We start from the raw sequence: 21,577 nt of genomic DNA, 5'->3' as shown, positions 1-21,577 counted from the left end.
TGGATAAAGGGAAAGAGGTGCAAATATGACAGAAGAAAAGGTAATTCTTAAAGGAAGCGGGCTAACTATTGAAGAGGTAGCTAAGGTAGCCCGTGAAAAGGCACAGGTTGAAATTACATCAGAGGCAATGGATCGGATCATAGCGGGCAGAAACCTGGTCTATGAAATGGCAGAAAGTGATGTGCCTGTCTATGGCTTCACCAGAGGGGTTGGGTTGAATAAGGATCGGCAGGTTGTGGCCAGATACTATCAGGATTATAACAGAAATCTGATTCTATCCCACTGTGTAGCTGTAAAACCTGAGGCCAGTGAGGAAAATGTAAGAGCTATTCTGCTAGCTAGGTTAAATACATTACTGGTGGGATGTACAGGGATTCAGCCAGCTATTGTCACCATGTATAAAGATTTTCTAAACCATGAAATTCATCCGGTGATTCCAGAGCGAGGCTCTATCGGTGAGGGGGATATTACTTGTTTGTCCCATATAGGTCTTGCAATGATTGGGGAAGGGGAAGTTTTCTTTAAGGGTGAGAGGATGCATGCCGCCGAAGCCCTAAGACGAGCCGGATTAGAACCTATTGTATTAGGACCAAAGGATGGATTGGCAATTGTTAGCTCCAATGCTCTTGCAGCAGGGGAAGGCGCCTTACTATTAAAGGATATTGCGGACCTAATCGATATTGCAGATGTTTTGTATGCCTTATCACTGGAGGGATTCAAGGGAAATGTAAGCCCCCTCAATGAAGCAGCCTATGAAGTAAGGCCTTTGCCAGGTCAGGCTTATTCTGCTAAAAAAGTGAGAGCCTATCTTGAAGGAAGCTACCTGTGGCTGCCAGGTGTGAATGATACCCTGCAGGATCCCCTTAGCTTTAGGGGGTCCTGTCATGTTCATGGTTCTGTAAGAGATGCATTAGAATTTGTATTGCAATTTATGGATTATCAGCTTAATACCTCTGATGACAATCCTTGCGTGCTGGTAGATGAAAAGGTGATGTTCCCATGTTCTAACTATGAAGTAACCTCCTTAGCTCTTGGGTTTGAAATGCTTGGGTTAGCCTTGAGTCATCTTTCAAGGAATGCCTGCTTTAGAACCATTAAACTCAGTACCCCTAAGTTTACGGGACTTTCTAGATTCCTAACACCAGCGGATACCAGTGTAATAGCCTATGGTACGATTCAAAAAACATTTACAGCTTTAGATGCAGAGGTAAGACACCTGTCTAATCCAGTAACCGTAGATTACTATTCTCTGGCAGGGGAAATTGAAGACCATGCCAGTAATTTGCCGATAGTAGTGCAAAAAACAGCTAAGATCGTTGATAATATCTGCTACATTTTAGGGATGGAAGCCATGCATGCTGCTCAGGCTATTGATTTACGCAAAGCAACAAGATTAGGGAAGGGAACAAAAGCAGCATATGAGGCAATTCGTGAAGAAATTCCCTTCTTAGAAAAAGATAGGAACTTGACGGTAGATATTCAAAAAGCTTATGAAATCATCAAATCTGGCAAGCTGTTAGATGCAGTAAAGAAAGCTATGGCTGAATAATAGATAAAAAAGTTCGCTACTGGTAAAGGTGCGAACTTTTTGAGTAGAAAAGAGAAGGGGGATATAATTTGAGAAAAAAACGGATAACAGTTCTGGGGAGCTGCATGGCGATTATCTTGCTTAACAGTAGCTATTTCTATCAACTGCCACAGAAGATCGGATTGGGGAATGGTACGTCTTTCATTTTAATTCAGGGCTTGTTATGCTCGATAATATATTTTGCCCTCGGAAGAGAAACTGATTCTCATCATACGGAGGCTATAGCAGACAAGCTGGCGCACTTTGATTATTCCGCCGTAATAGACTCCAGTAAAAAGAGGACAAAGACAGATCAGTCTCTTAGTCAGCTGATGGAGGTACTTAGAAAGCTCATTGCAGATATTTATGGCGTAACAAGAACCGTGGAATCTAATGGTTTTGCACTGAACCAGGATATTCAAATAATTGAGGATTCCTCTAGGGATATTGTTAGGGCAGTAGATGAAGTGGCCCAAGGAAATAGCCATGTGGCAGATTTGATTGAGGAGATCACCATAAATACTACAGAGGCCAGTCATTTTATTCAGGATATCAATCAGGATGTAAATGAGATAAAACGCAAAGCCGACAATACGGTTGTACTGATAGAAAAAGGGAAAGCTGCCATGGATTTTCAAAAGCAAACGGTGGAAAATAACGTGAAAAATTTTCAAACGATTTCAGCGGTGGTACATAATCTAGAAAAGGCCGCCAGCGAAATCAATTCCATCGTCAATACCATATCGGGTATCTCGGATCAAACGAATTTATTAGCGTTAAATGCAGCTATTGAGGCAGCTAGAGCCGGGGAAGCCGGCAAGGGCTTTGCTGTTGTAGCTGAGGAAATTAGAAAGCTGGCTAATAATACGGGAGATTCCACCAAGCAGGTAAAATCTCTTATTGATAGGGTAAAACAGGGTGTAGAAGGGATTGTGCATGAGGTTTCAATGGCTGACAATGCGGTGAATGAACAGGCTCAAGCCATTAAAGATACTGACGAGGCTTTCAGTACCATTAGCAATGCTGTAGTAACTATCGATCATCAAATCGCTCAGATACTGGAGAAAACAAAGCGATTATCTGCTGCCAGTGAGGGAATCGGTAAAGCCATAGAAAACATAGCTGCTGTGTCAGAGGAAACTGCTGCAGGGGCACAAGAAGTAACAGCGGTTACACAAAATCAGGCAGCTACGATCGCAGTGATGAACGAGAGAATTTTAGATTATACAAAAAAAATCGGTGTTATCGGTCAAGAATTAGATCGATTCCGATTTATTAAGATCGCTCAAACTGAATATGATGAGCATATGATTCAGGTAGAAATATTTAAGCAGATTGTAAAAAAGAAACTAGGGTTAGCATTAGAGGGGATAAAAGTACCTAGTGCAGAACTTTTTCGCAGTGTAGCGGAGGGAAAAGTGGATGCTACAGTGGCTCCCTGGATGCCTGCTGAAGAAGCGTCTTTTAGAAAGTATGCTAAAAACCTGGAAGATATGGGTGCTAATCTGTATGGCTGCAAAAGCGGACTCGTAGTTCCTGATTATGTACCAATTGACCAAATTGAGGATTTAAAGCATCATGCTGCAAATTTTGAGAATAAAATCTATTCTGTTCAAAGAACAACAGCCATAGGCTCATTGATGCCTCAGGTTGTCGGTAGCTATGGACTCAGTTTTATGATAGAGTATGGAGATGAAAAATCAGTTTTAGATGCACTGGAAAGAAGGATAGAGAAAAAAGAATGGGTTATGATTACAGGATGGCAGCCCCATTGGATGTTTGGAACCTATAAGTTGAAATTTTTAAAAGATAGTAAGCAAATTTTGCCGGAAGATCAGTATTGTATAACCCTTGGCAGAAAGGGATTACAGCAAGACAATCCAGAGTTTTACAGAATTCTTAAGGAATTCAGCCTAGACATTAATGGCATTAACTATGCATTGAATAATATTCACCGAGGAGCAACGGTAGAGGATGCAGCAAAAGAATATATTGAAAAGTATACCAAATAATCAATAATATGTTAATATTAAAGGGACTCTTAGATCAAGCATCTAGGGGTCTTAAAATTTATTCAGAAATCAAAAGGACAGATATAGAACAAAGTAGCAGTTTAATTGCCTGTATCAGCGACATAGGGGGTGAGTGAAATGAGGAGGAAATGGCTTGCCGTCATCGGAAGTCCTAGAAGGGGAAAAAATACTGACTTATTGGTGGATTGGATCATAGAAGGATTAAAGCAGATGAATATCAATGTAGAAAAGTACTACTTGGACAGTTGGTTGATTTCATCCTGCAACGGCTGCGAATACTGCATAGAGACAGGAAAGTGCCATATTCAAGATGGAATCTCTGAAATCATAGAACAGATGAAAATTGCCGATGGATATATATTCTCTTCTCCATCATATAATTACAACATGACTGCCCAAATGAAAGCATTGCTAGATAGGACGTTCTGTTTAAATGATTATCGTGATGGTTGGAAAAGCAGATTATCTCCTAATAAAAAAGCCATCATTGTGGGAATTTGCAAAGGTAAAACACAGGAATCCATGGGTTTTACAGTAGCGGGCATGGAGAAGGCGCTTACAGAGCTGGGTATAGAAATCCTAGATATCATTGAATACTATGATACAAAAAATATTCCTGTTGAAAATAACGTTACTATACAAGAAGATATTATGAACAGAATTAAGCATAGCGTTTATTTCTAGACAGGTATCCAACTAGCAACTTTTGATTCAATAAGGGGTGAGGAATGAGATGATAAATATTCGCCGGGCTGAAATCGCTGATTCTGCAAACCTGTAGGATTTGCGTTATTCTTCCATAATTTTTCTACTTTTTTGGGAAGGCCGGGCCTTTATCTGGAGGATTTATACATAAAGCAGGAAATGAGAGGAAAGGGATTAGGAAAAATAATGCTATCCTTCTTGGCGAAACTAGCCGTAGAAAGAAATTGCGGCAGATTCGAATGGTGGTGCCTGGATTGGAATGAGCCTTCTATAGCCTTTTATAAGCAGTTAGGGGCCATTCCTATGGACGAATGGACAACCTACAGGGTATGTGATCAAGCATTAATCGATATGGCTGGTGAGTTTGATAAGGAGTAAAAGGGGGAAATAAGGGCTTCCTTTTATACTTTAAAGAGAAGCAGTGAAGTTTTCTATGGCTATTTTATTGAAGAAAGATTGGTCGGAATTATTTCATATAAGGTAGAGAATGATGTACTGGATATGCATAGGGTTGCAGTGCATCCTCTTTATTTTAGAAGGGGTATTGCTGAGAAGCTGATTCATTATATAGAGGAAGATAATAATAGGCTTACTAAAGCCATAGTAGCTACCGGTAGGGGAAACAAACCAGCAGAAAATCTCTATTTAAAGAATGGATATCATAAAACAAAAGATCTGGAAATCGCAAAGGGTGTTTATATAACGAAGTTTGAAAAGAATTTGCAGCATAAAGCTTGTGACGAAAAAAGAATATAGGAAAAACAAGGGGGATATAATCGTGAAAAGTAGGAGGCTGGCTTATGAGAGATATTATGATTAGTAGGCCTAGACCTGAAGAGGTTTCATTAATTAATGAATTTTTCGAAATTGTATTAAAGGATACATTTGAAAGAAATGGAATTTCCGATTTAGTAGATACGCTAGATAAGGAGATTGAAAATAAGAGGTGCTTTTTAAATCAGGATATGGAAAGCTGTGGTGAGGATAGATATTTTCTTATAGCAAAACAGGAAGAAAAAATTATAGGGACAATTGAATATGGACCGGCAAATGAAGTGATTATTTCATGTACTAATGGAGAATCAAAAGCATTAATAGAGATCGGAACCGTATTTGTGCATCCGCAGTATCAAAGAAAAGGTGTTGGCAACAGGTTGCTTAGTTCAATATATGCTGAACTAGAAAAAAAAGGTATAGCAGAATTTTATCTTGATAGTGGGTATAAAATTGCGCAGAAGGTATGGGTATACAAGTTTGGCAACCCTGAATATCATTTGAAGGATTATTGGGGTGAAGATGCGGATCATATGGTATGGAGAGTGTGCGTAAAAGATGTATTATTGGCAATATAAGTTGAAGGGGGTTATTGCAATATGCAGAAGAATTTCAGGAAAATACCGTTATACAGATTTCTGATGATATGCAACGAGGAGGGTGTGGAAAAGTCTGTTCTAGATATGGTGAGGTGCCCTGCCTGGGGGACCATGAGTATGAACAGATGGATGATGAGCCGGTGATACACTCATATTTTAGACATATAGAAGCGGATAAATACTTTGGAGATATGCATTTATTGTATAAAGAAGTGGGGGTATTGGAGCGAATATACGAAGGAAAATTAATCAAACAGGGATTTATCGATTATATTTTAAAGAAGTAAGCATATGGCTTTTTATACTTTAGTCAAGAAGTACTGTATAAATGACCGAGTTATCTTTCTTCAAGAATGTGATATCATCTAAAAATTTATGTATGTGGGTTGGAGATAAACTCCAATCCCTTTGCCTTAATTACCAGAAGCCTTTGCCACCAAACATAAATGGGGAACAGAAGATGATTACTAATAACAGGAAGAAGAATAGCAGTTCATCTCCTGTTCCAAATAATCCTCCTAATGGTCCTTGGAATAGCACAATTAGCAGTAAAAAGAAGAACAGCAGTGAGGATCGTTCTCCAGGATCACAGCCGAATAAACCACCAATCAAACCTCCTAAACCCTTAGCTTCAGACATATCGTACACCTCCTATAACAGCAATTAGGTTTTGTTCTTTGTCCTTTTTCTACTTTAAAATATGTATGTAGGGCTTCATGTGTTACTAAGATGAATGAAAAATAATTTCGAGCTTATGGATTTAAGACCATGAATGATCATTGTCTGATCGTTTATAGAAAGAAAGGCTAAACCTATTGTAAAAAAATATACTGAAAAAGGAGCTCCTTAAGCAATTAAGAAGCTTTTTCAAAATAAAACAAGGGGGGATATCATATGGTATATAGAGTAGATGTATTTTTGTTTAATAAATTTGAAACATTGGATGCATTTGGTCCTGTTGAAATATTGGGGAGATTGCCTGATATTTTTAAATTGAATTTCATATCTGCCCATGGAGGACTTGTTGAAAGTGCGCAAAACGTAAGTGTGGATACAAATCTATATGTTGATAAAAATAGTGCTGAGAGAATTTTACTTTTGCCAGGTGGGCTTGGAACAAGAGAAAAAGTACATGATAAAGATTTTATCGATCTCATTAAACGCATTTCTGATCAGTCAAAATACATACTTAGTATATGTACAGGTTCGGCCTTGCTTGCTAAAACGGGAATATTAAATGGGAAGAGAGCAACAACAAATAAAAGAGCGTTTAAGTGGGTTACAGAGCAAGGTAAGGATGTACTGTGGATAAGAGAAGCCAGATGGGTAAAGGAAGATAGGATATACACGTCTTCCGGAGTATCGGCTGGAATGGATATGACATTAGGTTTTATAGAAGATTTAATGGGAAAGGAAAAAGCATTAGAAATCAGCTGCGGCATTGAATATATTTGGAACGAAAATAGCGAATATGATCCATTTTCTAAGTTGTATGGTGATTAGATTAAAAAATACTTATTGTACTCAATTCTTATTAAATGCCGCAACCCTAAAACCGGATAACCAAAAAATATAGTATTATTCCAGACTAACGGCTAGTATTTTACTCTTCCTTCAAATGCTTCATATACTCTTTTTCACTAATCGATGCGATATGCCATACTTTTACTTTTAACTGCTCTGCCAGATCCTTTCTAAACCTTAAAATTGCTTCGTTTATCTCTTTGTTATTCATTTTCTTTTTTGCTTCAAAGCATATTTCCACATACGCAGGTTCCGATGAAGGGATTCCCTCGCTGTTTTTCATTCCGGCTTCTTTTTCAATGCGAAAATGGAACTTATAGGTTTTCATATACCATACCTCCATGCTATAATATATGAATTTTAAGTAGCATATGACGTTTTAATGTTCAAGTAATTTCTTTAGTGTCATATCTCACTTTTTATGTATAGGAGGCAGGAGCTTTCCAGCCTCCCTATTTATTTTAGCATCGGCCTCCAAAACCTAAAACAGGAAAGCAGAATAGTACTACAAGCAGCAAGAAGAAAAATAATAGGCTGCTGTCGCATCCGCCAAAGAAACCGCCTACTCCACATTGCTTATCAGTCATTATATTCACCTCCTTTATCTAGGCGTAGTGTAAACTAAATTACACCCTTTATGTTTTGAAATATGGCTTGTTCTCTTCTCAATACAAAATATGTAACTCAGTGAAATAGGTGCTATATAGTAGAAATACAGTAGTTAAAATTAATAATTTGTTTTATTCAAGGACACTTTTTAATATAGTTATTTCAATACATGTCGTTCATCATATGACAATACCTAGGAAGTTCTCCCAGGTATTGTCAGGAGGTAATGCATTCATGACTGATTTATCCTTTGTTAAAAAAATAGTACAGTCTAAAAAATTTTATGTATATAGGATCGGAGGTAAACTCCAATCCTTGTGCATTTATTAGCAGAAGCCTTTACCACCAAACATAAATGGGGAGCAGAAGATGATTACTAATAACAGGAAGAAGAATAGTAGTTCATCTCCTGTTCCAAATAATCCGCCTAAAGGACCTTTGAATAGAACAACTAATAGTAAAAAGAAGAATAGAAGTGAAGATTGTTCTCCAGGGCCACAGCCGAATAAACCACCAATTAAACCACCTAAACCCTTAGCTTCAGACATGTCTGACACCTCCTATAACAGTAATTGAATTTTGGTTTATGTCCTCTTTCTACTTTAAAATATGTGAGATGTACACTGTATGTGACCAAATTATAGAAATAAGAAACAATAAATTAATGGATGTGGATTTAGAGGGGGGGTTACCATTCTCCGGTACTTATGGTCTAAGTGCTTTATAGTTAAGCCAGTGATTTGTTTGATTTTTGATAAAAAGGAACCCTAAAGGGTGAGTATACTGAACCTCTAAAAACGGACATTGCAAAAGAACACCCCTATTGTAGGGTCAAATCAAAACTACAATAGGGGTGTTCTTTTACAATGGAGGAAAGGAACAAAATACATACTACTCTTAATCCTTAGGGATAGCGGACAGCTTTAAGCTGAGAAAGTCTTATAAAACAGTACAGAAAAGCAGGAAAAGATTAGTTGCATCCAAAAGAGATAAAAACGTTAGAAAATATAATTTTGAGTATAGAATTCAATGTTACTTTTTAACACAATTGTAGGTTGTATTTGAGTTAAATTGCTAGAAGGATATTCCCCTTTTACCAAAAAGTCAAAGAGCATTTTAGTGGCTACATAGCTTTGAGTAGATACTTTTTTGTCAATGAGTGCAGTTAAGATGTTTTTTTGCAGGTAACTTATGCTATCAGAAAAACAGTCGTTTCCTACCAACTTGATTTTTCCCTGTAAACTCAATTCCTCAATCAATTCACAGATTAAAACAGTATGTCGCGCACTTTGGGCGTAAATGGCGTAAACATCTTTAGTGTTTAGGATTGTGTTCCGTAATTGCTCTTTGACAAGATTTACATCGTGTCCGTAAGTGTAGATTAAATTACTCTGAGGGAAATTAGACTCTATATAGTTTTTAAAGCCTAAGAAATTGTAATATTGATCCAGCATGGACAAGTCACCGATTGGGTTACCTGTCAAAATAATATTGGGGGAAAAATCGGTTTGATGAAATGAAGTTAGTAATTCGGCAGCAAGATTACCAACCATCTCGTCATAGCATTTTACGCAGCAAAATCTTAAATCTTTATATAGGTCAGAGCCTATTAATGCGATAGGAACATTTTTTTGAGAAAATTTTTCCAGAAAGTATGAAGTGTTACTGTCGTCCACAGCGATGGTCAATAATCCATCTATGTCATTGGAGTATAGATCATATACTTCTTTTAACTTATCCCCTTGACTGTTCTTTTGTAAAGGATAGTAAAAGTCCAGTGATTTTATATTAAATTCTGAAACTTGATCGAGAAAATGCCTGGCACCAATCCAAAGGTTTAAATAGTAATACCTGTTGTACATTGTTGGTTCAGGAAGAACAATTGCAATTTTAAAATCCTTTCGTTTTAAAGAAGATGCCATATAATTGGTTTTATATCCCTTCTCTGAGGCTAACTGTTTGATTTTTAGCGCAATTTCTTCACTGACACCCTCTTTGCCCTGTAAGGCACGGTGCACGGTAGTAATGCTAACCCCTAAGTCATTGGCAATATCTTTCATTGTCACCTTTTGATACATATCATATAGCTCCTTGTTTAACTATACAAATTGCAAAATATATTACAATGATACAGTGAATTCCAAGTTGTGTCAACGAAGTAAAGCAAATATTTACGCAAACGATTAACTTAAAAGCAATGACAAAGATATGGTCAAATGTATTAAAAGACATAACATAAGTCAGCAATAAACATGAAAAATGTATGATTGTGCAAAAATAGAATTAACACCCTAAGGAAATTGACAATCCTTAATACTATAGCTATAATTAAGTAAACGTTTACTATAAGGAGGTATGCGATTGAAAAAATATGAAAAAAGGATGGTATCAACAGGATTATAGTAATGATCACAGTTACAATGTTGGTTTCCCTGGTCATAATTATTTTTTTATCATATAGTGATACGATATTTTTTCAACCAAGCACTAAATAGAATTGGAGCCGTAAAAATTAATACATTGTACAGTAAAGGAGAAATTATGAATCATAATTTAGAAAATAAGGTATGGGTTTTCAATGACGAAGTTATCGGGGAGCAGCTTGACAGCGGTGTACAAAGAAAGGTACTGGCATATTGTGAGAAGGTAATGTGTGTGGAACACTATTTTGATGAAGGAGATATAGGTGCTCTTCATACTCATCCAAATACACAAATCACATATGTGGTAGATGGAGAGTTTGAATTTACAATTTCAGGTGAGACCAAGATTGTTAAAAAAGGCGATGCAATGCTGAAACAAGATGGTGTGACACATGGATGTAAATGTATCAAAAAAGGAATATTGCTGGATATTTTCGTACCAATGCGTACAGATTTTGTAAAATAACATGAGCCAAATTATTATAACAAAGAGAGTATTCAATAATACATTTGCCACTGTTATCATTGCAATGGTTTGTACAGCGCTGTGGGGAAGTGCTACGCCAGCGACTAAAATCGTTTATAAATTTTTTTAAATATCCAGCACAGATAGTATAACTAAATGCTTATTTGCCGGTATTAGGTTTTTATTGGCAGGACTAATCGTCTTATTGTTGACAATAGTCAGTGAAAAGAAGTTCATTATATCATCAAAGATGGATTATTTTAAATTGTGGGGGCAAGGTATTTTAGAAACAACTCTGCAGATAAAATTTCTATATTTCCCCTGCTGACTCCATTCTTTGGTACTGCTTTTTCAGCAATGATATTAAAGGAAAATATTTTTACAGTTAATAATTTTCTTGCTTTGGCATTGGTAAGTACTGGTATTTGGTAGGTCAATAAATAATAATTATAAAAAGGATAACTTGATAGGAGAGATATTATATGGAAATCAGATATTCAGCCAATCAAAAAGATTTTAAGAGATATACCACACAAGAGATAAGAGATGAGTTTTTGATTACAGATTTATATAAAGCAGATGAAGTGGTAGCAGTATACAGTCATGTGGATAGAATGGTAACTCTAGGATGTATGCCTGTCAATGAGAAAGTTGCTTTGGATAAAGGAATGGATGTTTGGGCGAACTTTGGAACAAGTTATTTTCTGGAAAGACGTGAAATAGGTATATTTAATATTGGTAGTAATGGCAAGATTATTGTTGATGGAACAGTATACTCTTTAGGATATAAAGATTGTCTTTACATAACAAGAGGGGCAAAGGAAGTGCATTTTTCTTCAGATGATGGAAATACGCCTGCGAAATTTTACATGGTAAGTGCGCCAGCCCATTGCAGTTATGAAACAAAGCTGATCAAAATAGAGGAAGCAGCTAAAAAAGCATTAGGAGCACTAGAAACATCAAACAAGCGTATAATTAATCAGTTTATCCATCCTGATGTCCTGAAAACCTGCCAGCTTCTAATGGGTATGACCGTATTGGAGCCGGGCTGTGTGTGGAACACCATGCCGGTACATACACATGAGCGCCGCATGGAAGTTTATATGTATTTTGAGATACCTAAGAATAATGTAGTATTTCATATGATGGGTGAAGGAAACGAAACGCGTCATATTGTCATGAATAATGAGCAAGCAGTAATTAGTCCAAGCTGGAGCATACATGCCGGTGCAGGAACATCAAACTATGCATTTATCTGGGCTATGGGTGGAGAAAACCAAGCTTTTGATGATATGGATACAATACCGACGAAAGAGCTTCGATAGGAGAGTGGATTAAGTGGAAAAATTATTTTCTTTGGAAGGAAAGATTGCACTGGTAACAGGTGCATCCTATGGAATAGGTTTTGCAATTGCAAGTGGCCTTGCAAAGGCAGGAGCAACAATTGTGTTTAACGATATTAAAGAAGATTTTGTAAACAAGGGCGTTGCAGCATACAAAGAAGCTGGCATAGATGCTAAAGGGTATGTCTGCGATGTTACCGATGAAAATGCAGTAAATGCAATGGTTGCACAAATAGAGAAGGAAGTAGGAATCATTGATATTTTGGTAAATAATGCTGGAATTATTAAGAGAATACCAATGTGCGAAATGAGTGCAGCAGAATTTAGACAGGTAATTGATGTAGATCTAAATGCACCATTTATATGTGCAAAGGCGGTCATTCCATCCATGATCAAAAAGGGGCATGGGAAGATTATAAATATCTGCTCCATGATGAGTGAGCTAGGAAGAGAAACGGTATCTGCTTATGCAGCAGCTAAGGGTGGTCTTAAAATGCTTACAAAAAATATTGCAAGTGAGTATGGTGGGCATAATATACAATGCAATGGTATAGGGCCTGGATACATAGCAACCCCTCAGACAGCTCCTTTGAGAGAGAGACAGCCTGATGGAAGCCGTCACCCATTTGACAGCTTTATCATTGCAAAAACACCGGCGGCACGTTGGGGTGAACCCGACGATTTAACAGGTCCGGCTGTATTCTTAGCATCGGACGCTTCTAATTTTGTAAATGGACATATTCTATATGTTGACGGTGGCATATTGGCATATATCGGCAAGCAACCACAATAATTTTTCAAATCAAATAAAAACTTAATTGAATAGAATAGTTGTCTGTCCTATATTTTTACTTGTATTTCATAGGCGTCAACTTAACCCATAATTTGTCATCCTGAGCGGAGTAAAACGGAGTCGAAGGATCTTTAAGCTAGATGATATATTCTGATAATCAAAAGTAATCTTGCTTATGTTCTATAAGATTCTTCGCTAACGCTCAGAATGACATGCTTCTAAGGTTTATTTGGAAATAATTGGATTACGTTGACGCCTATGACTTGTATTTAACAAGACAATATATTATGAGAAGTAAACCATTCTATATCATCTTAATATGTGTATACATTAAAAGTATATACCCTTACCGTTGTTTTAAAAAATTTTTATACGCACTAAATACAAAATCACTCCTCAATAAAATGATAAAAGGGGTGATTTTGACAGTGTATATTGAAAAAACTTTTATACCAATCAATCACAAAATCACCCCTCAAGTCATAAAATAGATAAAGGGGGTGGTTTTTTGATGCGAAGGAAATATAGACGACCCAGGAAAAAAGGAAACCTCAAAGCATTTGTAGCAATTATAGGTATATTTCTATTCCTGATCTACAGCTTCCTCCTTGTGGACAGAAAGGTAAAGCCGTCGGTTCTTGCGATCGCTGAGGTAAAAGCGCGGGAGATTGCAACAAGAGCCATTAATGAGTCTGTTAACTCAAAGGTATCTGACGATATAAAATACCAGGATCTAATCTTTATCCGCACAGATACAGAAGGCAACGTAACATTGATGCAAGCCAATACTGTAATGATGAACCGCCTAGCATCAGAGGTTGCATTGACTGTTCAAGACAATATCAAACAGATCCAGGCGTCCTCTGTTAAAGTGCCCTTAGGAAACGTATTTGGCAGCCAATTGCTTGCACAATATGGGCCTAAAATTGATATTAAGGTTACCCCCATAGGTATGGTAAATGTAGACTTTAAAACTCAGTTTGAGCAATCGGGTATAAATCAGACAAGACATAAAATCTATCTGGTGGTAAACACACAAGTAAGAATCATTGTACCTTTTTCATCCAATACTACTTCTGTAGAAACCTCAGTCCCTATTGCAGAGACTGTCATTGTTGGGAAGGTGCCTCAAAGCTATATCTTTGTACCAGAAAATCAGATGTTAAATATTATGCCAAAACCATCTTCTGAGTAGCTGTCATTTCTAAAATGACAGCTACTTTCACGAAAGAATAGGAAATGCGATATAATGAAAAAATAAAGTGATATAATATAGGTAGAATAAAGTGGAATAAGTGTTTTTATATTGGATAAAAACTGGGAGGGAGAGATAAGGAATGAGGAAATTTATTGTTGAGGATGATTTTTGGAAGTTGTTTCCCAAGGCTCAAATCGGTATCATCATTGCCCGGGACATAAATAACCATAAAAATGCCGTAAACTATGAGCCGTTAATTGAGAAAGCAGGTCAGGAGGCCTTAAAGCAGATCGGAGATATAGAGTTGGCAAAGCACCCCGCCATTGCAGTATGGAGGGAAGCATACAAAAACTTTAGGGCACCGAAGCAAAATAGATCCTCTATCGAGGCCTTAATTCGAAGAGTTTATAACGGAAAAAGCATTGGCTCCATTAATCCACTGGTAGATATTTATAATATTATTTCTCTTCAATATCTATTGCCCTGCGGAGGGGAAGATTTAGAGTCGGTCCAAGGTGATATGAGGCTGACAGCAGCTTCTGGAGATGAACTGTTTGTTCCCTTGGGACAAACAGAAAATGATCCGCCAAATCCAGGAGAAATCATCTATAGGGATGATGCAGGAGGCATATGTCGTTGTTGGAATTGGCGGGAGGCAGATCGAACAAAACTCACAGAGAATACGAGGGAAGCTATTCTTGTAATAGAGTGTATAGATGGCAGCAGAGAAGCCTTATTTAAAGAAGCTGTAACCTCTCTGGCAAAACTGATCCAGGAACATCTGGGGGGAGAACAAAAAATCCGGTTTTTAAATAATGAAATGCGTGAGGCATGTCTATAGAATAGAGTGAATAACTGAAGGAGGACCAATGAAGCTAACGGTTTTTGCTAGATAATAACCCCTTTATTGACCGATACTTTTATGGAGAGCCGGGTGCAGCCTACCTGATTGAGGAGAAAAGGGTGCAAGATTTTATTTGATACCGGTTATTCCCATGCTTTCATTCGAAATGCGCAGAAGATGGGAATTTCTCTCCTAGACCTAGATGCTATCGTCCTTTCTCATGGACATATGGATCATACATGGGGATTGGTACCGCTGATTCAGCATTACATAGAGGCTGCTGTAGAAGGGAGAAATTGTAAAAAACCAAGAATCGTTGCTCACCCTTTTGTATATATGACAAGAAGTGTTAAAGACTACATAGAAATCGGTTCTTTGCTTTCTCAGGGGAAACTAGCAAAGCATTTTAATCTTTCTCTGAGTAAGGAACCTATATGGTTGAGAGAAAACCTCCTGTTCTTAGGAGAAATAGAACGTACCAATGATTTTGAAGCTCAAAAACCGAACGGAAAAATTCTTAGACAGGATTCGGTAGAAGAAGAGGATTTTTTATTGGATGATTCTGCATTGGTTTATCGATCGACAGAAGGGCTGGTGATCATCACAGGATGTTCTCATGCCGGGATTTGTAATATCATGGCCTATGCAAAAAAATCTGCAGAGATGACCGCATTATAGATATTATTGTAGGGCTACACTTATTGAATCCAGAGGAAAAGCAAATGGCAGGGACACTTCAGTATATCCAGAAGCAGGAACTACCCAGCCTTCATGCTTGTCATTGTACAGACATCTATTCTAAGATAGCTTTGTGCCGGATCTCAAATCTAAAAGAGGTAGGTGTAGGTCTGGCCCTTGAATATGAGTAATAATTACAAAAATATGATATGATAGAGATAGAGAGGGGAGGCCAAGGATGAAAAAATTCCTTATATATGTTATTTTTGCTGTAGGATTTTTACTATTAACCTTCTTTGGAATGGGGCCTGTACTGCTGGCAGATGGTGCTGTAGAAGAAAGGGCCTTGACGCTGATTGCAGTGTTATTAGGATATACGCTGTTGTTAGGGATTTTTCGGTGGTGGAGAAATAAAAATAGGAAATAAATAAAGTGATTTAGTGAATAAACTCAACAGGCTGGTAACGACCTATTGAGTTTGTTTGTTTTTATGAAACATATTAACATTTCTTTTAGCATAGGCAGGCAATCATCTGCACCTTTATTATACTGAAAGAGACGTGTAAGAGTAACGTCCATAGGATTGAATTTAGTCTTTCACTTTATTTTTATTATGAAAAATACCTTTACAATCGAACAAGTGTTCGTATATAATTAAATCAAAGCTCATAAAATAATACAGGATTAGTTGAAAAATATAAGTTGGGGGATGGTGGTGGAAGCTTGAAGAAGAATACAAAACGTATCATTTTCCACATAGATGTTAACTCTGCATTTTTATCATGGGAAGCTGTTTATCGGTTGCAGCAGGGAGAGACTTTAGATTTGAGAACCATTCCCTCTGTTGTGGGAGGGGATCCTAAAAGCAGAAGAGGAATAGTATTGGCAAAGTCTATTCCGGCAAAGCATTACAAGATTCAAACGGGGGAAACTCTATATGCTGCACTAGAAAAATGTCCCCATTTAAAAATTGTCTCTCCGTCCTATGGACTTTATGTACGCTGCAGCAATGCAATGGTAGAAATTCTGAAAGAATATTCACCAATTGTTCAGCGGTTTTCCGCTGATGAATGTTTTCTGGATTATACAGGCATGGAGCCGCACTTTGGAGAGCCTGAAGCTGCTGCACGAAGGATTAAGAATCATATTTATCGAGAGCTAGGTTTTACAGTAAACATAGGAATTTCTACCAACAAACTTTTGGCTAAGATGGCTTCTGACTTTAAAAAGCCCGATCAGGTACATACTCTTTTTCCTTGGGAAATCCCTAAAAAAATGTGGCCGCTGCCAGTAGAGGAACTTTTTATGGTAGGACGTGCTACTGTTCCCAAGCTCCACAAGATGAGAATATTTACAATTGGAGATTTAGCTAATTATGATCCGGTACATATTCGCCATCGATTAAAAAGTCATGGAATAATGATTTGGCAGTATGCCAACGGCATAGAGGATTCTGCTGTTAGGGGGGGGAATGCCATTGAAATGAAAGGAATAGGCAACTCCACCACCATTGCCTTCGATGTAGAGGACCGCAAAACAGCCCATAAAATCCTCTTGTCCCTTACAGAGACTGTAGCTATGCGGCTAAGAGATGCAGGATACTGCTGTAGATTAGTAGCTATCAGTATTAAAAACAGTGATTTTTATACCTATTCACATCAGAGAAAATTACTTGCAGCTACCGATGCTACGGGCAGGATTTATCAAACAGTGCGGGAGATTTTTGATGAGGTATGGCAAGGGGAAAAAATCCGACATCTAGGCGTTCGGGTATCAGATTTTTGTTCAAATGAGTTTTTTCAACATTCTTTATTTGATGAAGCAGATTTAGAAAAAACAAGAGCATTGGACCAGACCATAGATCGCATTCGGTTAAAGTATGGGACTAAATCTGTAATGCGGGCAAGTTTTTTATACTCAGATATCAAGCCGCTTTCAGGTGGTGTAGGACAGGATGACTTTCCACCCATGTCAAGTATACTGTAAGAGGATGTGATGCAATGAAAGTAGTTCGAAAGCCCATTGATGTATCGGCCATATTCTATCAGGAAGGGGTCATAGTACCTATAAAATTTCGAATACAAAAAAGTGATGAATCCTGGGTAGTAGTAAAGGTAGATCGGGTAATTGCAAAAGAACTGGAAAAGCTTGCAGGGAATAAAATGTGGGTATTTACCTGTGAAAGTACTATCGGAGATATGCAGCGGCTGTATCAGCTAAAATATGAATTAGATACCTGCCAATGGATGTTGTTTAAAATATAAAAATGGATTTAGACATATGCCTAAATCCATTTTTATATTTTAATATTTTTAGCATGGAGGTTTTGTTCCATCAATCTGATCAGGGAAGAGCTGCGGGAATGTCGTACAGATTGGTGAGACATCTGCTGCAAGCACTGGGAATCCTGTAGAGAGTACACAAAGTTGTACGGGAACAACGATCTTTTTCTCGCAGGTTACGCACAATGCGATGATGAGATCGACGGTTACGGCTCCAGTAGTAGGACAAATGCTGATATCACGGGTAATGCTGTTTGTTGCTAACCTTACTTCACAGTCAATATTGCAAAATTCAGTAAATCGTGGCAGGAAGGCGGTATCGAATACAGATGGCAGACATAGCTCAAAGAAGTTTGTAAGAACTAAAGGCGCAGTAGGGGGAGCAATTGGTGCATTGGCTGATAGGGTAACAGTTTTTTCACACTTGCAATGATCGGACACAACTGCATCAATTTCTACAATTACATTCCCAGAAATTTTAATATTCTGGGTTCCGAAGATCGGTGTTCCTTTACCGACTTCGTCACATTCTTCTGTATTCGCAAAGATAACATTTTCTGATAATGTTCCATCAGGGCCGACTACAGTGATGGGCTTGCCTGCACTGTCTCGAACAAAGTCTGCTCCTGAGAGCATTGTCTGGGGATCGGCTACAAGGTTGCGGGGATCGTTAATATTTTTAGGATTAAAGAATTTATGGCAGCGTATATCTAGTATTCTTATAATCCTTGTTCCAGCACCAAGAGCAGGAGTGAAGGGCTGGTTTTTAATACTTCTTAATCCTTGTAGGTTAAACAGTGCAGCATCATATACCTTTTGCACATAAATAGGTTCCGCAACCACGTTTCTAAGAGAACCATCGAAGGTACATCCCGTTTCTGCCGTACAACATTGTCTGGGCAGGGTGAGATCAAGCTGTGGGGATTGATTAGGCCTTGTCATAAAGTTTCCTCCTCTATATTTTCATAAAGTCTATAGATGTCCATTTCCAATACCAATATATTTTGGAAGAATAGATGTGTGACTGCTTTTCCCAAAAATAAGTATGGAATAACTTCAAAGAGCCAGTTATTGCAAACTGTTGATTATAAACACTTAAAAATCCTTGATGTTTTTGCTCAGATTTAGAGTATAATAAAAGATATATAGAAAAGTAGGGTTGGTGAAGATATGCAATTTAATGAAAACAACGAAATTATTGAACACATAGAGCAGAGAGCCATTTTAGTAGGCGTTAGTACTGGAAGCCGGGATGAGATTACTACGATTGAAAACTCTATGGAGGAGTTAAAGGATCTGGCAAAAGCAGCTGGAGCGGAAGTACTTGAACAGGTAGTACAAAACAAGCAGCGTATCGATGCTGCATACTATATCGGGAAGGGTAAGGCTGAGGAGATCCAAATTTTATGTAATGCCCTGGATGCCAATCTAGTCATTTTTAATGATGAACTGTCCGGTGCTCAAATACGAAATCTGGAAGAACTGATGGAAGTAACAGTGATTGATAGAACTACTTTAGTCTTGGATATTTTCGCACAGCGGGCCAAATCTAAGGAAGGAAAGCTGCAAGTAGAGCTGGCACAGCTGCGCTATCGTCTGCCAAGGCTTGTAGGATTGGGAAGGTCTCTTTCACGGACAGGAGCAGGAATCGGTACCCGAGGACCTGGGGAAAAAAAGCTGGAATTAGATCGAAGACATATATTGGATAGAATCAATGATATTCGACAGCAGCTGGAAGAAATTAAGAAGAATCGGGAGGTCCAAAGAGGTAAAAGAAGAAAGAGTGAAATCCCTGTAGTAGCGCTTGTAGGCTATACTAATGCGGGAAAGTCTACTTTGATGAATCAAATACTAAGCTATGCAGGGTTTCATCAGGAAGACAAGAGCGTTTATGCAGAGGATATGCTCTTTGCTACATTGGATACGGCCCATCGAAAAATCCAGCTGCCAGATAAAGAGGAATTCATTTTAATTGATACCGTAGGCTTTGTCAGCAAGCTGCCTCATGCTTTGATTGATGCCTTTAAGGCGACCCTTGAGGAGATACAGGATGCTCATCTGATTATCCATTTGGTGGATGTGACCAATCGGGACTATGAGATGCAGATAAAGGTTACTGAAAATGTACTGGAAGAGCTGGGTGTAAAGGATAAACCTACAATTCTTGTGTATAATAAGATCGACCGGCTGGAGGAAGAAAATAGGTACGTGCCTAGAGGGGAAAATATACTCCATCTTTCTGCAGCAAAGGGCATTGGTTTAGATGCACTGCTAAAAGCGGTGAAGGAAAAGCTCTTTTATGACCAGAAAAAGGTATCTCTCTTAATACCGTACAATCGAGGGGATATTGTTTCTTATCTCTGCGATAACACCAAGGTTCTTTCTACAGCCTATCAGGAAGAGGGTGTTTTGGTAGAAACATGGCTAAATACTGCAGATTACAATAGATACAGCAGTTTTATCCGATAAGCAGCGGAGGCGGGGTGTGGAAGATACATGAAGTTGCATACATTAAGCTGGCAGGATTTAGGGGAAAAGGATGAACATTTGATGACGTATCTGCTCTATAAAGAGGGAAAAGACGTGGAGCTCATCGCTAAAATCAGAAGATTAAGTGTAGAGGAAGTAAATCATCATCTGATTCGGGCAAAGTGGGAAAGGCTTTCAGCAGACCGGAAAGAAAAAACCTTGCTAGAACGGATGATTGAAATGGATAAGAGAGAAAGAAAAGATATATTAAAAGCCATGACAACAAATGAGAAAACCGTATTAGCTAGAGAAATTTATAAGAAATACTTTGAAATTAATCATTCAGAAGATAAGATGCTGGTTATTTGGTTGATTGGGGAATTAAAGTTAAGGGAGCTTCTAGGATGCATTCATGAGGATATACATCACCCCCATGGCAATGTTAGAAGATTAGCCTGTTCGGCCATAGGAAAAATTGGAGATGTGAGCAGCTTGAACTATCTTCATAAGGCACTAGTAGATACAAAGCCGCAGGTAAGGCAATACGCAGCTAAGGCTTTGGGAAACCTGGGCGATAGGAAAACCGTACAAAAAATCCGGCATTTGCTATACAATCCCAATGAACGGGACTATGTGAGGCGGGCTTTTGAGGAGGCGATCAAAAAGATTGAAATGAGATATTCCATTGATTAGTGAAACTGTTTTTTTGTCTCCTGCACCAACTTGATTAGACAATCATAGGCGGCTAGTGTACCCTTTGCCACAATAGGACGCCCAAGTTTAACCCATTCCAGTCTCCTTGAAGAAAAGCCTCCTATTTTCATCCAAATATTTACACAGGGCATCGTATTCACAAATAGGATGTCCTCTTTGTTTTGTCCTAAAATTTCCCATAGATCTAAGATTGCAGGCAGCATAAGATGGGGAATAAATTGTCTGCTTAAGTTGTATACATAGTTTCCGTACTCATCTATTCCACGTAAAAAAATCCTGCCACGGTCAACCTTCTCCTGTGTATCATAAAAGGGAATATGCAAAAGATCGAAAGTATTGGGAGTGTGATCGATGGGGAGCATATTTAAATGGATAGCGGCAGCGGTAGAGGAGGAATGAGAACCTCCGACGCAATGATAAATAATGTGCAGAAATATCACCTCCAAATACTATTTTAACCACCTGCAAAAAAAATATAAAAATTTATCAAAAACCTATACATGATATTGGAAAATAAAGATATACTATAGAATAGTTAAAATCTGACTAGACAATT

The 21,577-nt window shown here is 38.0% G+C and carries 26 protein-coding genes and 1 pseudogene; 20 read left to right on the top strand and 7 right to left on the bottom strand.

Annotated features, from left to right (window positions below; genetic code table 11):
• Positions 1-25: 25 nt before the first annotated feature.
• From BUB56_RS08690 to BUB56_RS19375, 7 genes and pseudogenes are all read left to right on the top strand, one after another.
• Positions 26-1,549 carry an HAL/PAL/TAL family ammonia-lyase gene (locus tag BUB56_RS08690; protein ID WP_110940925.1) on the top strand — a complete coding sequence of 508 codons (1,524 nt, stop codon included), beginning with the start codon at positions 26-28 and terminating at the stop codon, positions 1,547-1,549.
• A gap of 68 nt (positions 1,550-1,617) precedes the next feature.
• Entirely contained in the window at positions 1,618-3,579 is a 1,962-nt protein-coding gene (locus BUB56_RS08685; protein WP_110940924.1) for a glycine betaine ABC transporter substrate-binding protein, read from the top strand.
• Positions 3,580-3,717: 138 nt separating this feature from the next.
• On the top strand, positions 3,718-4,284 hold the full coding sequence (locus BUB56_RS08680) for a flavodoxin family protein (protein ID WP_110940923.1): 567 nt from the start codon (positions 3,718-3,720) through the stop codon (positions 4,282-4,284).
• Between the two features lie 99 nt (positions 4,285-4,383).
• Positions 4,384-4,683, top strand: a pseudogene (locus BUB56_RS08675) (N-acetyltransferase family protein); the annotation flags it as partial.
• Positions 4,684-4,692: 9 nt separating this feature from the next.
• Positions 4,693-5,061 carry a GNAT family N-acetyltransferase gene (locus BUB56_RS08670; protein ID WP_110940922.1) on the top strand — a complete coding sequence of 123 codons (369 nt, stop codon included), beginning with the start codon at positions 4,693-4,695 and terminating at the stop codon, positions 5,059-5,061.
• A 44-nt stretch (positions 5,062-5,105) separates the two neighbouring features.
• Positions 5,106-5,657: a GNAT family N-acetyltransferase gene (locus tag BUB56_RS08665; protein WP_110940921.1), complete on the top strand. Its 552-nt coding sequence runs from the start codon at positions 5,106-5,108 to the stop codon at positions 5,655-5,657.
• Positions 5,658-5,671: 14 nt separating this feature from the next.
• Entirely contained in the window at positions 5,672-5,965 is a 294-nt protein-coding gene (locus tag BUB56_RS19375) for a hypothetical protein (RefSeq protein WP_190014337.1), read from the top strand.
• 130 nt (positions 5,966-6,095) lie between these two features.
• Here BUB56_RS19375 and BUB56_RS08655 read toward each other — a convergent pair whose 3' ends face one another.
• Positions 6,096-6,317, bottom strand: coding sequence for a hypothetical protein (locus BUB56_RS08655; protein ID WP_207650417.1), 222 nt, complete (start codon positions 6,315-6,317; stop codon positions 6,096-6,098).
• Positions 6,318-6,572: 255 nt separating this feature from the next.
• On the opposite strand from BUB56_RS08655, the gene BUB56_RS08650 reads away from it, so the two are divergent.
• On the top strand, positions 6,573-7,181 hold the full coding sequence (locus BUB56_RS08650; RefSeq protein ID WP_110940920.1) for a DJ-1/PfpI family protein: 609 nt from the start codon (positions 6,573-6,575) through the stop codon (positions 7,179-7,181).
• Positions 7,182-7,281: 100 nt separating this feature from the next.
• Here the strand turns inward: BUB56_RS08650 and BUB56_RS08645 are convergent, their stop codons facing one another.
• From BUB56_RS08645 to BUB56_RS08635, 4 genes are all read right to left on the bottom strand, one after another.
• On the bottom strand, positions 7,282-7,530 hold the full coding sequence (locus tag BUB56_RS08645; protein ID WP_110940919.1) for a hypothetical protein: 249 nt from the start codon (positions 7,528-7,530) through the stop codon (positions 7,282-7,284).
• A gap of 133 nt (positions 7,531-7,663) precedes the next feature.
• Positions 7,664-7,789, bottom strand: a complete 126-nt coding sequence (locus BUB56_RS20105) for a hypothetical protein (protein ID WP_278319474.1) — start codon at positions 7,787-7,789, stop codon at positions 7,664-7,666.
• A 348-nt stretch (positions 7,790-8,137) separates the two neighbouring features.
• Positions 8,138-8,359, bottom strand: coding sequence for a hypothetical protein (locus tag BUB56_RS08640; protein ID WP_242946264.1), 222 nt, complete (start codon positions 8,357-8,359; stop codon positions 8,138-8,140).
• Between the two features lie 450 nt (positions 8,360-8,809).
• Complete coding sequence (locus BUB56_RS08635; protein WP_110940918.1) at positions 8,810-9,889, bottom strand: substrate-binding domain-containing protein; 1,080 nt, start codon at positions 9,887-9,889, stop codon at positions 8,810-8,812.
• Between the two features lie 463 nt (positions 9,890-10,352).
• Between BUB56_RS08635 and BUB56_RS08630 the strand changes: the two genes are divergently transcribed.
• The 10 genes from BUB56_RS08630 (at position 10,353) to BUB56_RS08590 (ending at position 17,820) form a co-directional block, all read left to right on the top strand.
• Positions 10,353-10,700, top strand: coding sequence for a cupin domain-containing protein (locus tag BUB56_RS08630; protein ID WP_110940917.1), 348 nt, complete (start codon positions 10,353-10,355; stop codon positions 10,698-10,700).
• Positions 10,701-11,182: 482 nt separating this feature from the next.
• Positions 11,183-12,025 (top strand): 5-dehydro-4-deoxy-D-glucuronate isomerase, encoded by an 843-nt coding sequence (kduI, locus tag BUB56_RS08625; RefSeq protein ID WP_110940916.1) that lies wholly within the window; start codon positions 11,183-11,185, stop codon positions 12,023-12,025.
• Between the two features lie 13 nt (positions 12,026-12,038).
• On the top strand, positions 12,039-12,836 hold the full coding sequence (locus BUB56_RS08620; protein ID WP_110940915.1) for a gluconate 5-dehydrogenase: 798 nt from the start codon (positions 12,039-12,041) through the stop codon (positions 12,834-12,836).
• 511 nt (positions 12,837-13,347) lie between these two features.
• Positions 13,348-14,031 carry a sporulation protein YunB gene (gene yunB / locus BUB56_RS08615; RefSeq protein WP_110940914.1) on the top strand — a complete coding sequence of 228 codons (684 nt, stop codon included), beginning with the start codon at positions 13,348-13,350 and terminating at the stop codon, positions 14,029-14,031.
• A 142-nt stretch (positions 14,032-14,173) separates the two neighbouring features.
• On the top strand, positions 14,174-14,875 hold the full coding sequence (locus BUB56_RS08610; protein WP_110940913.1) for a B3/B4 domain-containing protein: 702 nt from the start codon (positions 14,174-14,176) through the stop codon (positions 14,873-14,875).
• Positions 14,876-14,983: 108 nt separating this feature from the next.
• Positions 14,984-15,556 (top strand): MBL fold metallo-hydrolase, encoded by a 573-nt coding sequence (locus BUB56_RS08605; protein ID WP_242946263.1) that lies wholly within the window; start codon positions 14,984-14,986, stop codon positions 15,554-15,556.
• Positions 15,557-15,600: 44 nt separating this feature from the next.
• Complete coding sequence (locus BUB56_RS19875; protein ID WP_242946262.1) at positions 15,601-15,747, top strand: hypothetical protein; 147 nt, start codon at positions 15,601-15,603, stop codon at positions 15,745-15,747.
• Between the two features lie 47 nt (positions 15,748-15,794).
• Positions 15,795-15,983, top strand: coding sequence for a DUF6954 family protein (locus tag BUB56_RS08600; protein ID WP_110940912.1), 189 nt, complete (start codon positions 15,795-15,797; stop codon positions 15,981-15,983).
• Positions 15,984-16,279: 296 nt separating this feature from the next.
• Positions 16,280-17,542 (top strand): DNA polymerase Y family protein, encoded by a 1,263-nt coding sequence (locus BUB56_RS08595; protein WP_110940911.1) that lies wholly within the window; start codon positions 16,280-16,282, stop codon positions 17,540-17,542.
• A 14-nt stretch (positions 17,543-17,556) separates the two neighbouring features.
• Positions 17,557-17,820 carry a hypothetical protein gene (locus tag BUB56_RS08590; protein ID WP_110940910.1) on the top strand — a complete coding sequence of 88 codons (264 nt, stop codon included), beginning with the start codon at positions 17,557-17,559 and terminating at the stop codon, positions 17,818-17,820.
• Between the two features lie 48 nt (positions 17,821-17,868).
• Here BUB56_RS08590 and BUB56_RS08585 read toward each other — a convergent pair whose 3' ends face one another.
• Positions 17,869-18,780: a hypothetical protein gene (locus tag BUB56_RS08585; protein WP_110940909.1), complete on the bottom strand. Its 912-nt coding sequence runs from the start codon at positions 18,778-18,780 to the stop codon at positions 17,869-17,871.
• Between the two features lie 228 nt (positions 18,781-19,008).
• Here BUB56_RS08585 and hflX point away from each other — a divergent pair, with 228 nt between their 5' ends.
• Positions 19,009-20,307: a GTPase HflX gene (hflX, locus tag BUB56_RS08580; protein WP_190014335.1), complete on the top strand. Its 1,299-nt coding sequence runs from the start codon at positions 19,009-19,011 to the stop codon at positions 20,305-20,307.
• Between the two features lie 27 nt (positions 20,308-20,334).
• A complete protein-coding gene (locus BUB56_RS08575; protein WP_110940908.1) occupies positions 20,335-21,000 on the top strand; it encodes a HEAT repeat domain-containing protein in 666 nt (221 codons plus the stop codon).
• Here BUB56_RS08575 and BUB56_RS08570 read toward each other — a convergent pair.
• Complete coding sequence (locus BUB56_RS08570; RefSeq protein WP_242946267.1) at positions 20,997-21,461, bottom strand: DUF3189 family protein; 465 nt, start codon at positions 21,459-21,461, stop codon at positions 20,997-20,999. The genes BUB56_RS08575 and BUB56_RS08570 overlap by 4 nt on opposite strands.
• Positions 21,462-21,577 lie beyond the last annotated feature (116 nt).

The organism is Geosporobacter subterraneus DSM 17957 (assembly GCF_900142145.1).
GTDB classification, from domain to species: domain Bacteria; phylum Bacillota; class Clostridia; order Peptostreptococcales; family Thermotaleaceae; genus Geosporobacter; species Geosporobacter subterraneus.
The sequence above is the reverse complement of the archived record's forward strand: the minus strand, read 5'-3'. Positions and strand labels throughout refer to the sequence as shown.

Excerpts from the sequence above, each read along its gene's own strand:
- BUB56_RS19875 (WP_242946262.1), top strand. The coding sequence starts at position 15,601 with ATGGCAGGGACACTTCAGTATATCCAGAAGCAGGAACTACCCAGCCTT.
- BUB56_RS08665 (WP_110940921.1), top strand. The coding sequence starts at position 5,106 with ATGAGAGATATTATGATTAGTAGGCCTAGACCTGAAGAGGTTTCATTA.
- BUB56_RS20105 (WP_278319474.1), bottom strand. The coding sequence starts at position 7,789 with ATGACTGATAAGCAATGTGGAGTAGGCGGTTTCTTTGGCGGATGCGAC.
- BUB56_RS08600 (WP_110940912.1), top strand. The coding sequence starts at position 15,795 with ATGAAAAAATTCCTTATATATGTTATTTTTGCTGTAGGATTTTTACTA.
- kduI (WP_110940916.1), top strand. The coding sequence starts at position 11,183 with ATGGAAATCAGATATTCAGCCAATCAAAAAGATTTTAAGAGATATACC.
- BUB56_RS08655 (WP_207650417.1), bottom strand. The coding sequence starts at position 6,317 with ATGTCTGAAGCTAAGGGTTTAGGAGGTTTGATTGGTGGTTTATTCGGC.
- yunB (WP_110940914.1), top strand. The coding sequence starts at position 13,348 with ATGCGAAGGAAATATAGACGACCCAGGAAAAAAGGAAACCTCAAAGCA.
- BUB56_RS08645 (WP_110940919.1), bottom strand. The coding sequence starts at position 7,530 with ATGAAAACCTATAAGTTCCATTTTCGCATTGAAAAAGAAGCCGGAATG.
- BUB56_RS08650 (WP_110940920.1), top strand. The coding sequence starts at position 6,573 with ATGGTATATAGAGTAGATGTATTTTTGTTTAATAAATTTGAAACATTG.
- BUB56_RS08575 (WP_110940908.1), top strand. The coding sequence starts at position 20,335 with ATGAAGTTGCATACATTAAGCTGGCAGGATTTAGGGGAAAAGGATGAA.
- BUB56_RS08610 (WP_110940913.1), top strand. The coding sequence starts at position 14,174 with ATGAGGAAATTTATTGTTGAGGATGATTTTTGGAAGTTGTTTCCCAAG.
- BUB56_RS08640 (WP_242946264.1), bottom strand. The coding sequence starts at position 8,359 with ATGTCTGAAGCTAAGGGTTTAGGTGGTTTAATTGGTGGTTTATTCGGC.
- BUB56_RS08690 (WP_110940925.1), top strand. The coding sequence starts at position 26 with ATGACAGAAGAAAAGGTAATTCTTAAAGGAAGCGGGCTAACTATTGAA.
- BUB56_RS08585 (WP_110940909.1), bottom strand. The coding sequence starts at position 18,780 with ATGACAAGGCCTAATCAATCCCCACAGCTTGATCTCACCCTGCCCAGA.
- BUB56_RS08630 (WP_110940917.1), top strand. The coding sequence starts at position 10,353 with ATGAATCATAATTTAGAAAATAAGGTATGGGTTTTCAATGACGAAGTT.
- hflX (WP_190014335.1), top strand. The coding sequence starts at position 19,009 with ATGCAATTTAATGAAAACAACGAAATTATTGAACACATAGAGCAGAGA.
- BUB56_RS08680 (WP_110940923.1), top strand. The coding sequence starts at position 3,718 with ATGAGGAGGAAATGGCTTGCCGTCATCGGAAGTCCTAGAAGGGGAAAA.
- BUB56_RS08635 (WP_110940918.1), bottom strand. The coding sequence starts at position 9,889 with ATGTATCAAAAGGTGACAATGAAAGATATTGCCAATGACTTAGGGGTT.
- BUB56_RS08590 (WP_110940910.1), top strand. The coding sequence starts at position 17,557 with ATGAAAGTAGTTCGAAAGCCCATTGATGTATCGGCCATATTCTATCAG.